This is a genomic window from Aminobacter sp. SR38 (genome assembly GCF_014843375.1).
Lineage (GTDB): Bacteria > Pseudomonadota > Alphaproteobacteria > Rhizobiales > Rhizobiaceae > Aminobacter > Aminobacter ciceronei.
Map to the genome: position 1 here is coordinate 1,328,327 of NZ_CP062112.1, position 13,427 is coordinate 1,341,753.

12 protein-coding genes are annotated in these 13,427 nt (G+C 62.6%); 9 read left to right on the forward strand and 3 right to left on the reverse strand.

From position 1 onward, the window contains the following. Positions 1-55: 55 nt before the first annotated feature. Positions 56-1,549, reverse strand: coding sequence for an amidohydrolase family protein (locus IG197_RS06595; RefSeq protein ID WP_246765322.1), 1,494 nt, complete (start codon positions 1,547-1,549; stop codon positions 56-58). Positions 1,550-1,812: 263 nt separating this feature from the next. Here IG197_RS06595 and IG197_RS06600 point away from each other — a divergent pair, with 263 nt between their 5' ends. The 9 genes from IG197_RS06600 (at position 1,813) to IG197_RS36795 (ending at position 11,672) form a co-directional block, all read left to right on the forward strand. Continuing rightward, a complete protein-coding gene (locus IG197_RS06600; protein WP_246765323.1) occupies positions 1,813-3,399 on the forward strand; it encodes an amidohydrolase family protein in 1,587 nt (528 codons plus the stop codon). Beyond that, positions 3,396-4,457 (forward strand): ABC transporter substrate-binding protein, encoded by a 1,062-nt coding sequence (locus IG197_RS06605; RefSeq protein ID WP_192317819.1) that lies wholly within the window; start codon positions 3,396-3,398, stop codon positions 4,455-4,457. Before IG197_RS06600 ends, IG197_RS06605 begins: the two co-directional genes overlap by 4 nt. A 24-nt stretch (positions 4,458-4,481) precedes the next feature. Next, entirely contained in the window at positions 4,482-5,702 is a 1,221-nt protein-coding gene (locus tag IG197_RS06610) for an ABC transporter permease (RefSeq protein ID WP_192317821.1), read from the forward strand. Positions 5,703-5,722: 20 nt separating this feature from the next. Then, positions 5,723-6,529, forward strand: a complete 807-nt coding sequence (locus IG197_RS06615; RefSeq protein WP_192317823.1) for an ABC transporter permease — start codon at positions 5,723-5,725, stop codon at positions 6,527-6,529. Further along, positions 6,526-8,001 (forward strand): chlorohydrolase family protein, encoded by a 1,476-nt coding sequence (locus IG197_RS06620; RefSeq protein ID WP_192317824.1) that lies wholly within the window; start codon positions 6,526-6,528, stop codon positions 7,999-8,001. Before IG197_RS06615 ends, IG197_RS06620 begins: the two co-directional genes overlap by 4 nt. Then, on the forward strand, positions 7,899-9,101 hold the full coding sequence (locus IG197_RS06625; protein WP_210346901.1) for an ABC transporter ATP-binding protein: 1,203 nt from the start codon (positions 7,899-7,901) through the stop codon (positions 9,099-9,101). The genes IG197_RS06620 and IG197_RS06625 overlap by 103 nt, the downstream gene beginning before the upstream one ends. Positions 9,102-9,118: 17 nt before the next feature. Next, the gene (locus IG197_RS06630; protein ID WP_192317828.1) at positions 9,119-10,585 is read left to right on the forward strand and encodes an amidohydrolase family protein; all 1,467 of its coding nucleotides are present in this window, start codon (positions 9,119-9,121) and stop codon (positions 10,583-10,585) included. Between the two features lie 15 nt (positions 10,586-10,600). Continuing rightward, entirely contained in the window at positions 10,601-11,326 is a 726-nt protein-coding gene (locus IG197_RS06635; RefSeq protein ID WP_192317830.1) for an aspartate/glutamate racemase family protein, read from the forward strand. A 112-nt stretch (positions 11,327-11,438) separates the two neighbouring features. Next, positions 11,439-11,672: a hypothetical protein gene (locus tag IG197_RS36795; protein ID WP_371746514.1), complete on the forward strand. Its 234-nt coding sequence runs from the start codon at positions 11,439-11,441 to the stop codon at positions 11,670-11,672. A 105-nt stretch (positions 11,673-11,777) separates the two neighbouring features. Here the strand turns inward: IG197_RS36795 and era are convergent, their stop codons facing one another. Then, complete coding sequence (era, locus tag IG197_RS06645; RefSeq protein WP_192317832.1) at positions 11,778-12,707, reverse strand: GTPase Era; 930 nt, start codon at positions 12,705-12,707, stop codon at positions 11,778-11,780. Then, positions 12,704-13,426 (reverse strand): ribonuclease III, encoded by a 723-nt coding sequence (gene rnc / locus IG197_RS06650; protein WP_192317834.1) that lies wholly within the window; start codon positions 13,424-13,426, stop codon positions 12,704-12,706. Before rnc ends, era begins: the two co-directional genes overlap by 4 nt. Position 13,427: the final 1 nt, after the last annotated feature.

Sequence of the window (13,427 nt, forward strand, 5' to 3'; positions counted from 1 at the left end):
CTTCCGATGCAAAGCTCCTAAATTTTCAATACATTCTTGCATGCACTTTTCCCGCCTATGCCCAGCGAGAAAAACCGACATCCCGCCTGAGCGACCGCAGATACATGTCGCGGTAATATGGCTCGAGGCGATCTGCCCCAACACTGCTTGCCTCGTGGTAGCGTGCGGCCTCCGCCGCCAATTCCTGCGCCTCGGCCTTGAGCGCTTTCTCGTCGATGCTCAGCAGCCTGCCGTTCTCGACGACGACCTTGCCCGCCACCATGACGGTGCGAACCGACGATCCGCTCTCGCAATAGACAAGCTGGCGCTTGACGTTGTTGAGTGGGGTTAGCGCCAGCGTCTTCTTGTCGAGCAGCACCAGATCCGCCTGGGCTCCAGCCGCCAGCACGCCGATCTCGCCTTCCTGGACCATGCCGCGAGCGCCACCCATCGTGGCCGCCTCCAGGATCTCATCCTCCCTTGGCCACTGGCGGTACTCGGGATCGGTGACGTTATGGATCAGGCCGGCAACCTTCAGCACGGTCCAGAAATTGATACCGTCGTCGGCGATGGCCTCGTCAGTCCCGAGTGCAATAGGCACGCCGGCGTTGCGAAGCTTGCGAAACGGCATGATGCCGCTGCCGATCTTGAGGTTGCAGACCGGATTGTGTGCCACGGTGCAGCCGGATTCGGCGAGGAACTCGACGTCGCGGTCGTCAATCCAGATGGCATGGATCGCCAGGGTCCGCCGATCGAGGACACCCACGTCGCGAACATACTCGATCAGTGATTTCCCAAGTTTTTCAATGCCAAACACGCGCTGCTGACGTGTCTCGAGCAAATGGATGTTGTGGGGAATATTGTGCTGCCGGCTGAGCTCGGAAAGCGCCTGCAGGTAGTTGACCGTCACGCGCTGGGGTGCGGAACAAGACATTGCCACGCGCAGCCGCCCGCCTTCGGCCCGATGCCATGTTTTCAGAAACCAGCCATATATTGCCAGAAGCTCGGCCTCCGACATCAGCGGCGCCTTATCCATGGCGTGACGCAGTTCGGGTGGCAGAATGTCCTCCAGATACGGATACTTCGCGTACTCGACCACGTTCGGATGATCGATGGATACCGTCGCGCGCATGCCGGAGTCACGATAGGCCTCCATGACGGCATTGATTTCATCGCCGGTTGGCGTCGGCACGTAGAAGGCGTCGTCGTGAACTGCCGTAACGCCCTGCTTCAGCATCTCCGCCGCGCCCAGCATGGTGCGGACATAGGCCGAGCGCGTGCTGTTGCGCCCTTCCATCAGCGGCGGCACTTCATACAGCATGAAGAGCTCCAGCGGCATGTTTGCCACGGTCCCCTTCAGCAGGTTGGCCGAAGAGTGAAAATGCCCGTTGATCAGGCCCGGGATCGCCAGCATGCCACTGGCATCGATTTCGCGCTCGAAGTCGATCCCGGCCGGTGCTGGTTCTCCGACACTGACGATCTTGTCGCCGTCAATAATGATGTCGGCCTTGCGAGAGGCGCTGGGCCCTTCACCTGGAATGACGACTTCGGCATTTCGAATGATGATCACATGCGCCTCGCTTCAAGAATGTGATGCAATCTTGCATACGATTTTGCATTGGATATGTCTAGGGAAAAATGTCGCGGTCGCGGCGCGCCCGTGATCTGGGACCGCAATCATGAATGTGAATCAATGTGCAATGCACTGATCGATTTTGTCTTGCCCGGAAAGTCGGAAGACGCTAGCCTCTCGATTAGCGCATGGGATCAAACAATAGCCCATAAGCGGTTGGCGTGCCGATTTGCCGGTCTTTGAACTGGAGCAGATCGAGTATGAGCAACGCCACAGTTCCGCTTTTCCCCTTGGCAGGTAAGACGCCTTCGGTGTTATTCCGCAGCGCTTCCGTGCTGACGATGGATGCTGACGACCGGCTCCTCACCGATACCGATGTGTTGGTGGAAAGGGGGCAGATTTCTGCCGTCGGCGTCGGTCTCGCGGCGCCGGATGGCACGCGCATCATCGACGCGTCCCAGCACCTGCTGATGCCCGGGCTGATCAATGGCCATGTCCATTCTCCGGCAAATTTCCTGAAAGGCGCGCTCGACGACGCGCCACTGGAAATGTTCATGCTCTATGAAGTACCGCCGTTGGCCGGTGCGCCCGACAGCGCCCGGATGTGCAATCTCAGGACGTTGCTGGGCGCTGCCGAGATGTTGAAGCTCGGCATCACTTCGGTCCACGACGATGCGTTCTTCAATCCCGTGCCGACGCCGGAGACCATCGACGCGATCATGGACGCCTATGCCACGTCAGGCATGCGGGCCAGCGTCTCCCTCGACCAGCCCAATGTCGTCGAGTTCGACAAATATCCGTTTCTGAAGGACCTGCTGCCACAGGACTTGCGTCTCCATATGGAAAAAGCGCCCCGGCAAAGCGATGGCGAGCTGATCGCGCACTATCGCGCGTTCATCGCGAAGTGGCACGGCGCCGCAGGCGGCCGGCTGCGTGCTTCGGTGTCGTGTTCGGCGCCGCAGCGCGTCACGGTTCCGTATTTCGAGGCACTGACCGAACTGTCCGCCGAACACGGGCTGCCGTTCATCATCCATATTCTCGAGACGCGCCTGCAGCGCGTGCTCGGCCAGGAAAAATACGGCAAATCGCTTGTCCGCTATGTCGACGACCTTGGCCTGCTGGACGAGCGCAAGCTGGTCATTCATGCCGTGTGGATCGACCGGCACGACATCGACCTTCTGGCCGCGAGCGGCTGTACCGTTGCGCATAATCCGATCTCCAACCTCAAGCTTGGCAGCGGCGTCATGCCCTATAGGGAGCTACGCGATGCCGGCGTGCCGATTTGCCTCGGCACCGACGAGGCGGCGGTCGACGACACTGCCAACATGTGGGGCGTCGCCAAGGTGGCAGGGCTGATCCACAAGATCGCCGATCCGGAATGGCAACGCTGGCCGAAGGCGAACGAGGTGCTGAACGATCTGCTGCTCGGCGGCGCGCGTGGCATGGGCCTGGCGGACAGGATCGGTCGCATCGTGCCTGGCTATGCCGCCGATATCATCCTCGTCGATCTCGATACCCTTGCCTTCACCCCGCTCAACGACATCCGGCGCCAGCTGGTGTTCTGCGAGAATGGCAGCTCGGTGACGCTGACCATGGTTGACGGACGCATCGTCTATGAGGACGGCAAGCTCACCACCATCGACGAAAAGGCTTTGCGCGCCGAGGTCCGGAGCCTCATGGCCGAGCACCAGGCAAATCTCGCGGAAACGCGGCTGCAGGCCGATCGCCTCGCCCCCTACTACAGGGAGATGTACCTGAAAACGCTTTCCCGACCAGTCGGCATGAACCGCTGGGTCGGATCGAACGAGGACGTGCATAACAACCAATATAAGAGGAGAACATCATGACCAGGAACTTCGTCAGACCACAAATTGCCCTTGCTTTGTCTCTTGCTCTCGGTGTTGCCGCAGGCCAGGCGTCAGCCGCCGAACTCAGGATTGGAGGCGTCGGTGGCGCCGCGCAAGCAGCTGCCACCGCAGCCATGGTCCAGCCCTACGAGGCCAAATCAGGCATCAAGATCATTGAAGACGAGTACGACCAGAAGCTCGCGGAAATCCGCTCCCAGCAGGAGGCCAAGAGCCTGAAGTGGGACATCATCATGGTTGGTCCTTCGATCGGCCCGCTGGCATGCGATGAAGGGTTGCTCGAAGACATCTCGAGCAAGGAGATCGTCAAGCAGTCCGACTTCACCAAGCCGCTCATTCCGTGCCTTGTGCCGATGTTCTCGTCGTCGGGCGTGATGGTCTACAACGGCGCGAAGCTGGGCGAGGACGGACCCAAGACATGGGCCGATTTCTGGGACGTGAAGAAGTTTCCGGGCAAGCGCGGCTTCTACAATGCGCCCAATGAAACGATCGAGCTGGCTCTCCTGGCCGACGGCGTTTCCACCGCCGATCTGACCAAGGTGCTGACCTCGCCAGGTGGCGTCGACCGTGCTTTCAAGAAGCTCGATGAGCTCAAGCCCCACATCCAGTGGTGGAACAGCTCGAGCGAGGCGCTGCAACTGCTGGCTTCGGGCGACATCGCCATGACCTATGCCTGGAACGGCCGCGTCACCAAGGCCAACATGGACGACAAGCGGGATTTTCGTATCGTCTGGGATGCCGGCCATCTCAACGGCAGCGAGTATTATGCGGTGATGAAGAACACGCCCAATCTTGATGGCGCCGTCGGCTTCCTGAAGTTTGCCGCCGAAGCCAAGCAGCAGGCGGCCTTCACCAACATCACGCCTTATGCTCCGCTGAACAATGCCGCGGTGCCGTTGCTCGATCCAAAGTTGGCCGAGGTTCTGCCGTCTAGCCACATGAACACCGCCGTCGACCAGGACGACCCTGCCTATGTCTCGTTCTGGCTCGACAACATGGACAACCTGAACGAACGCTTTGCCGCCTGGCAGGCACAATAATTGGCTGGCAGCTGGGAGCGGTTGATGGAAATCGGCGGACTGGAATTGACCAGGGCATTGCGGGCGACACGCCGTCGCCAGCAGATCGGCGCGCTGACGCTCGTTGCGCCTGCCCTGATCTTTCTGATCGTCGTGTTCGCGATCCCGCTCGCGCTGTTCACCTTTCGCAGCGTCGACAATGCCGAAACCTGGAGCGTGCTGCCCTTGACGCGCGACGCTCTGGCCAACTGGGACGGCAAGAATCTGCCACCGGAGGCAGTCTACGCGGCCTTGGCAACCGACGTGCAGGCGATAGAGCGATCCGCAGCAGCGACGCTTGGCCGGCGGCTCAACTACAGCGAGCCGGGCATGCGCAGCCTGGTCATATCTCTGCATGGGCTGAAGCTTGATCCGGCAAGACCTGCTGCCCCGCAGATGATCGCCGCCAACGCGCGTTGGGGCGAGCATCGCATCTGGCAGGTCATCGACAGCGAAAGCGGCCGGCTGACACCCTACTACGCTTTGCGGGCGCTCGACCTGCAGCTGGCCGACGGCCGCATCATGGCAGCCAGCAATGAAGACTCGGCGACGTTCCGCTCGATCTTTGCCCGCACCTTCTGGATCAGCGGCATCGTCACACTGGTCTGCCTGATCGTCGGCTTTCCTGTCGCCTATGTGCTGGCAACAGCCAAGGGCTGGTTCGGGCGTATCCTGTTCATCTCGATCCTGCTGCCATTCTGGACATCGGTGCTGGTCCGTTCGATGTCGTGGATCTTGCTGCTGCAGCAGAACGGTATCCTCAACCGCTTCCTGATGGACATCGGTTTGATCAGTTCGCCGTTGACGCTGATCTACAACCGCACCGGCGTCTACATCGCCATGGTGCATGTGCTGCTGCCGCTGTTCGTGCTGCCGCTCTATGGCGTCATGCTCAAAGTCGACCGCGCATTGCTTCGCGCCGCGGCAAGCCTGGGCGCGAGGCCGCTGGCTGTCTTCCGGCATGCCTATCTGCCACAGGTCATCCCCGGTGTCATGGCGGGCCTCGTGCTGGTGTTCGTCACGGCCATCGGCTTCTACATCACCCCTGTCCTCGTCGGCGGGGGAGGCGACCAGATGATCAGCTACTTCGTCGCCTTCTACACCAACGCCTCGGTCAATTGGGGCCTCGCCGCCGCCCTGGGCACGCTGCTTCTGCTGGCGACGCTGTTGTGCCTTGGCGTCTTCCGCTGGGCTTTCGGCAGCGCAACCATGGTGACCGGGCGATGAAAGCAGACAGATCCACGACCATGACCGAACGCGCTTTCGATCTCGGCGCCAAGCTGATTGCCGTGTTGGTGGCGATCTTTCTGGTCACGCCGATCCTGGTCATCTTTCCGCTGTCGTTCACCGCGGACTCGCTGATGATCTTTCCGCTGCCCGGCGTTTCGATGCGCTGGTACGTCGATTTCTTCACCAACCCCGTCTGGCTAACCGCCTTGCGCAACAGCCTGATGCTGGCCGTGGTGACCATGGTGGTGGCGACGGTGCTGGGGACTCTGGCGGCGCTGGGACTAGTGCGACTGTCCAGGGGATGGCGGAGCGTGATTTCGACGCTGCTGCTCAGCCCGCTCATCGTGCCCGTCATCATCATCGGCGTTGGAACCTTCTTCTACTTCGCCCGGCTTGGTCTGGCCGGCAGCTTCTTCGGCCTCGTCCTGGCCCACACGGTGCTGGCGCTGCCACTGGTCATCATCGCCGTCACCGCGACGCTCGAAGGCTTTGACCCCAACCTCGTCCGTGCCGCCTATGCATCGGGTGCAGCACCTTTTCCGGCGTTCTGGCAGGTCACGCGGCCGCTGATCATGCCCGGCATCGTCACCGGTGCGACATTCGCCTTCATCACCTCATTCGACGAAATCGTCTGTGTCATTTTCCTGGGCGGTCCGGAGTTCCGCACCTTGCCGCGCCAGATCTGGAGCGGAGCCAAGGAGACGGTGACGCCGACCATCGCGGTCGCAGCGGTCCTGCTGGTGATTGCCTCGGTGGTGATGACGCTGGTCGTCGAGGCCTTGAGGAAACGCGCGCAGCGACTGAGCAAGGGAGCAGCAAGGTGACACCAAACGACAACAGGCAAACACTCATCCGCGCCAAGTGGATCGTCGGCTATCAGAATGGCGAGCATCGGCTGATCGAGGATGGCGTCGTCGTCGTCGAAGGCGACCGCATCCTGCATGTCGGGCAGGATTGGACAGGCACGGCCGACGAGGTCATTTCCGCCGGCAACAGCCTGGTCATTCCAGGCTTTATCAGCGCGCATGCCCATGTCGCGGCCCAGGTCACCGACCGCCTCGTCCTTGATGGCGGCCGCCGCGATTTCCTGCGCTCGGGCTTTCTCAACTGCGCGCCGCGCATGGTGTCGGGTGGGCCGAGCCTCGGCTCGTTCGAGGACGCCGATGCCTCGATCGCCTTCGCGTTTGCAGCGCTGCTGAGCCAGGGCGTGACGACCATCGTGGAGGCAGGCAACACCGGCGATGTCGGAAGTACGATGCTGTGCCATGCCGAGGCATGTGGCGCGCGGCTCTACTATTCGCCGGCATTCGCGACCGGTGAGTATCTTTTCGAAGACGATGGCCGGATGATCGTTCATCGCGACGAGAAGATGGGTTTCGCCGGGCTCGAACGCGCCGTCGCTTTCATCGAAGCGCATGACGGTGCCTTTGACGGCCGCTTTCACGGCATCCTCAACCCGGATGAGTTCTATCTCTCGACGCCAGATCTGCTGCGCCGGACGAGGTCAGAGGCGGACAGGCTGGGCGTCGGCATCACCATGCATTTCTGTGAACAGCTGTTCGAGTTCCACGAGACGCTGCGCGTCACCGGCCGCACGCCGGTCCAGCAACTTGTCGACGATGGCATTCTCCGCGACGACGTACTGCTCGGCCACTGCATCTATGTCGCCGGCCATCCCATGGTCGCCTATCCCTGGGACACGGACCTCAAGCTCATTGCAGCCGCCGGCGCCACCGTTGCCCATGCGCCGGTTGCACTGGCGCGTCGCGGCGTGTCGCTGGCGAATTTCGACCGCTACACCAACGCCGGCATCAACATGGCGATCGGTACCGACAGCTATCCTTACGACCTGATCGCCGAGATGCGGACCGCGTCGCTGACGGCAAAGGTTGTCGGCATGGACAATGAAGCGGCCAAGGCGCGGCAAATGTTCGACGCGGCAACGCTGGGCGCGGCGCGCGCGTTGAAGCGCGACGATCTCGGCCGCCTGGCAACGGGTGCCAAGGCGGATCTCGTGGTGGTCGATTTCGACGATCTGGCGATTGGGCCGGTCTGGGATCCGATCCGCAGCCTGGTCATGTGTGCCACCGGCCGGCACGTCCAAACGGTTTTCGTCGACGGCAAGATCGTGGTCGCCGAAGGCCGCGCCCTGTTTGCCGACGAACAGAAATTGTTGAGAAGGACCCAGGCATCATGCGAGACGGTTTGGAGCAAATTTCCCGAGACGCACTGGTCGGGCAAGACGGCAACGGAGATTTTCGCGCCCTCGCTACGCAAGTGGGAGCCGCACGCTTGACGAGGCCGAGTGCAGACGACGTCCTGGTTCGCTTTTCGGGCGTCCACAAGAGTTTTGACGGGTCTAGTCTCGTCGTCAGCGACCTCAATCTCGAGGTGCGCCGGGGCGAATTCCTGTCGTTGCTGGGGGCTTCCGGTTCGGGAAAGACCACCACTTTGATGATGCTGGCCGGCTTCGAGCGTCCGTCGTCGGGCACGATCGAGCTTGCCGGCAAACCTCTCGAGAACGTGCCGCCATGGCAGCGCGACATCGGCATCGTGTTCCAGAGCTATGCGCTGTTTCCGCACATGACCGTCGCCGACAACATCGCCTTCCCGCTCAAGCAGAGGCGCCGAAATGCCGCCGAAATTACTGAGCGGGTCAATGCGATGCTGACCCTGGTCAAGCTTGAGGGCATGGGCGACCGGTTGCCGGCGCAACTTTCCGGCGGTCAGCAGCAGCGCGTGGCGCTGGCCAGGGCGCTGGTCTTCGACCCCGCGCTGGTGCTGATGGATGAGCCGCTGGGCGCGCTCGACAAGCGGCTGCGCGAGCATATGCAGCTTGAGCTCAAGCGCATCCACGAACGTCTTGGCGTGACGATCGTCTATGTGACCCATGATCAGGGCGAGGCGCTGGTCATGTCGGACCGCGTCGCGGTGTTCGCCGGCGGCCGGATCCGGCAACTGGCATCGCCGAATGAGCTCTATGAGCGACCGGCCGATGCACTGGTGGCCGATTTCGTCGGTGAGAACAACCGGCTCGAAGGCACGGTGATTGAAATCGCCGGCGGGCGCTGCCTGACAAAACTTGCCAACGATCTTGTCGTTGCCGCCGTAACCCCACAGCAGCTCGAGAAAGGGCAGGCCGTGGTCCTTGCGTTACGCCCCGAACGCATTGTGGTGGGCGCGGACGCGAACGCGGAAAACCACCAGGCCGCGATCGTGACATCGGTCGTCTATCTCGGCGACCACGCCCGGCTGGAACTTGCGTTCGGCGGCCTGACGCTGGTGGCCAAGGTGCCCAACGATGCCCGCTACAGGGCGCCGCAAGCCGGCGAGAGCGTCACGATCGCATGGCGCTCAGAAGATTGCCGTGCGTTTGCCGGCGAAGACCGAAATTGAACAGGCAGGGATCATCCATGAGCCACCGGACACATATCAGGAACGCCGACTGGGCCGTTGTCTGGGATGAAGAAACGCATCGCCATGTCTATCGCAACGATTGCGACGTGGTGTTCGAAGGCAGCAAGCTGATCCATGTCGGCAATGCCTGGAAAGGCCAGGCCGACACGGCCATCGACGGCCGCGGCCGCATGATCATGCCCGGCTTCGTCAACATCCATTCCCATTCCCGCTCCGGCCCGATCGGCAAGGGCATCATGGAAGAGCTGGCAACGCCGACCTTCTGGGGCAGCGGGCTCTACGACGCCAAGGCGGCGTTCTGGAAAGGCAGCGCGGTGGAGGGTGACAATGCGACGCCCGTCGCCTCGTCACGGCTCACCTATCGCGAATTGCTGCTGAGCGGAGTGACCACCGTTCTAGACCTGTCGGCGCCGTATGAAAGCTGGCTCGACATTGCCGAAGAGAGCGGCCTGCGGGTGGTCCTTGGGCCCTGGTATGCGAGCGCGGACTGGTCGACCAGGAATGGCCACGAGGTCGAATATATCTGGGATCACCAGGCTGGCCGAAAGCATTTCGACACGGCGATCCGCGTCATCGAAAAGGCCAATGCGCATCCATCCGGGCGATTGAGCGGCATCCTCGCCCCTGACACGCTCGACACCACGTCAGAAGATCTGCTGCGCGATACGCTTGCACTCGGCGCCGAGCGCCACTGGCCGCTGACCATCCACTGCGCCGAAAGCATGGTCGAGTTCCACGAATTCACCCGGCGCACCGGTCACACGCCGGTCGGCTACGCAAAGAAGATGGGCGTGCTGCGCCCTGGGACGATCCTGGGACACTGCATCTTTCTCGATACGCACTCCTGGCCGCACTGGCATACCCGTGACGATCTCAGGTCGATCGCCGAGAGCAAGACGGCAGTGGCGCATTGCCCGACGGCCTTTGCCCGGGGTGGGGTAACGATGGAAAGCTTGCCCGACTATCTCGCCGCCGGCGTCACTGTCGGTATCGGCACCGATACCTTCCCGCACAACATGATCGAGGAAATGCGCCTGGCGCTGATACTGGCCCGCGTCGCAAGCGAAGATTTCAACCGCATGCCGACAGGGGAGATTTTCCATCTGGCAACTGCCGGCGGCGCAGATGCGCTCGGTCGCAGCGACATCGGCCGTCTAGCGGTCGGTGCCAAGGCTGATCTCGTTTCGGTCGACCTAAGCGACCCGAATATGCGCCCGCTGCGGGACCCGCTGAAAAGCCTGATCCATTGCGCTGCGGATCGTGCCGTGCGTGACGTCTGGATCGACGGTCGGCAGGTCGTCTTCGACGGCAAGGTGCCGCAGATCGACCTGGACGCGGTCGCGCAAGCGTCAGAAGTGCTGGAAGCTGCCCAACGCGCAGCCGAAGCCACCATCCCCAGGGTCGACTGGGCAAAACGCGATGCGCGTGCGCTTGCCCCGCTGTCGCTTGCCACGCGCCGCTGAACGGAAAACATCATCGTGAAATTGCTGGTCGTGAACCCAAACAGCACCGCAAGCATGACGGCCAAGATCGGAGCCATGGCGCGCGCGGTTGCATCAGTGGGAACCGAGATCGTGGCGACCAATCCCGCTGCCGGACCCGAGAGCATAGAAGGTTATTTCGACGAGGCCTTTTCGGTACCCGGGATGCTGAACGAGATCAGGCGGCATCCGGGCATGTGCGGATACATTGTCGCCTGTTTCGACGATACCGGTCTTGATGCCGCCCGCTGCATCGCCGACGCACCGGTGATCGGCATCGGCGAGGCCGCGTTCCACATGGCGGCGCTGCTTGCCCATCGCTTCGGCGTCGTGACGACATTGCCGCGCTCCATTCCGGCGATCGAGAACAATCTGCTCAGATACGGCCTGGCAAGTCGCTGCGCGAAGGTGCGTGCCGCGGATGTTCCAGTGCTGGAGCTGGAGCACGCGCAGGACCAGGCGCTGAAAAGGATATCCGCCGAAATCACCCGCTTGCTCGACGAGGACGGGGCGGAGGCGATCGTGCTCGGCTGCGCCGGCATGGCGGACATCGCCACGACGCTTTCGTGTCGCTTCGGCGTGCCGGTTCTCGATGGCGTCGCCTGCGCGGTCAAGCTTGCCGAAGGCACGGCCGCGATGGGGCTGAAGACGTCAAGGGTGCGGGCTTATGCCAGTCCGATCGCTAAGCCATACCAGTCCTGCGAGCTATCCGCTCATCGGTAGTCGGGAGAAAATCCGCGTCTGGGCTGCAATTCTGCCGCGGCAACGACCAGTCGGGAAGCAGTCAGTTCGCCAACGACAAGGCCGGGCACCGGGAATTCGCAGGCGGGTCGATGTGGTGCGCTACGAGCCGACCGGTGCTTATCACCCGACCTTCAAGCGCAAGCTGGTGGAGGCGGGCTTCGGCCTCGTCAAGGTCAACCGCGGCAGGCCAGGCGATTTGCAGACGCCACCGGCAGGCTCGCCAAGACCGACCGCCTCGACGCCGCCATGCTGGCAACGATGGGCGCGCTGCTCGACCTTGGGGCAAGGCCAGGTGCGCAGCCCGATCCTCGACGACCTCAGCTGACCTGCACATGGCGCGCGCGGCACTGGTCAACACACGGCGGTAAAGAACAGGGCAAGTACGCTCGCCCTTGTCACCCTCAAGCGCCACTACGCCGACACGGATGGTCTAGCGCGGGAAATCCAGTCCCATCTCGCGGTAGCGCTCGGGGTCGTCACCCCAGTTTTCGCGCACCTTGACGAACAGGAACAGGTGCACCTTCTGCTCGAGGATGCCGCCGATTTCCATGCGCGAGGCCTGGCCGATGGCGCGGATGGTCTCGCCCTTGTGGCCGAGCACGATCTTCTTCTGGCTGTCGCGCTCGACATAGATGACCTGCTCGATGCGCACCGAGCCGTCGGGCTTTTCTTCCCACTTCTCGGTCTCGACATGCGAGGAGTAAGGCAATTCCTGGTGCAGCCTGAGATAGAGCTTTTCGCGGGTGATCTCGGCCGCCAGCTGGCGCATCGGCAGGTCGGAGATCTGGTCTTCCGGGTAATACCACGGCCCCTCGGGCAGCCGCCTGGCGAGGAAATCAAGCAGATCCTTGCAGCCGGAGCCAGTCAGCGCCGACACCATGAAGGTGCGCTCGAAGTCGACGCGCTCATTGGCGGTTGCGGTCAGCTTCAACAGCTTTTCGGGATCGACCCGATCGACCTTGTTGAGGATCAGCACCTTGGGCTGACGCACATCCTTGAGCCGTTCGAGGATGGCGTCGGCATCGCCCTTGATGCCACGCTCGGCATCGATCAGCACCAGGATCAGGTCGGCATCCTTGGCGCCGCCCCAGGCAGTCGTCACCATCGCGGTGTCGAGGCGGCGCTTCGGCTTGAAGATGCCCGGCGTGTCGATGAACACGATCTGGGCGGTGTCGTGGGTGGCGATGCCGCGCACGATGGCGCGGGTGGTCTGCACCTTGTGGGTGACGATCGACACCTTGGCACCGACGAGCTCGTTGACCAGCGTCGACTTGCCGGCATTCGGCGCACCCAGCAGGGCGACGAAACCCGAGCGGGTGCCGCCCGTCGCGGGCAGTGTGGTTTCAGGGGCATCGGTCACGATGCGGTCTCCTCATTCTTCCATACGCCCTCGCGCACCAGCAAGGCTGCGGCAGCGCTCTGCTCGGCCTCGCGCTTGGAGCGTCCGGTGCCGGTGGCGGGCAAAAATTGTCCGACCCGCACGATCACCGAAAAGACGGGGTCGTGATCAGGGCCGGTGCGGCTTTCGATCGAGTAGGCAGGCACTGAAGTCGACGCCTGGTGCGCCCATTCCTGCAGTTCGGTCTTGGGGTCGCGGCGTGCCGCCCCCACGGCCTTGGCGCGCGGCTTCCAGAATTTGTGGATGAAGCGCTTGGCCGCGTCCAGCCCGCCGTCGAGATAGATGACGGCGATCAGCGATTCCAGCGCGTCGGCACGCAGGTTGACGCGTTTGCGCTCGGCCAGATTGCGCACTTCCGAGCCGGCGCGGATCAGTTCGGCAAGGCCGATCTCGTCGGCGATCTGTGCCAGCGCCTCGGCGTTGACCAGCGCGTTGAGACGGACCGACAGCTCGCCTTCGGGCGCATCGGGAAAATCCGACACAAGCATGTCGGCAACGGCGAGGCCGAGCACCCGGTCGCCCAGGAACTCGAAACGCTCGTAGTCGACGCCGGCATTGGCGCTGCGCGCGCTGCCATGCGTCAGCGCCCGTTGCAGGCGCTGATGGTCGCGGAAATTGTGGCCGGTGCGGAGTTGCAGCGCGTCGGCGAGTTCCGTGGCTGTGAGCCGTTTGCCTGCCATG

Coding starts and splice junctions, on each gene's coding strand:
- IG197_RS06630 (WP_192317828.1), top strand. CDS start 9,119: ATGAGCCACCGGACACATATCAGGAACGCCGACTGGGCCGTTGTCTGG.
- IG197_RS06605 (WP_192317819.1), top strand. CDS start 3,396: ATGACCAGGAACTTCGTCAGACCACAAATTGCCCTTGCTTTGTCTCTT.
- IG197_RS06610 (WP_192317821.1), top strand. CDS start 4,482: ATGGAAATCGGCGGACTGGAATTGACCAGGGCATTGCGGGCGACACGC.
- rnc (WP_192317834.1), bottom strand. CDS start 13,426: ATGGCAGGCAAACGGCTCACAGCCACGGAACTCGCCGACGCGCTGCAA.
- IG197_RS06625 (WP_210346901.1), top strand. CDS start 7,899: ATGCGAGACGGTTTGGAGCAAATTTCCCGAGACGCACTGGTCGGGCAA.
- IG197_RS06600 (WP_246765323.1), top strand. CDS start 1,813: ATGAGCAACGCCACAGTTCCGCTTTTCCCCTTGGCAGGTAAGACGCCT.
- IG197_RS06615 (WP_192317823.1), top strand. CDS start 5,723: ATGACCGAACGCGCTTTCGATCTCGGCGCCAAGCTGATTGCCGTGTTG.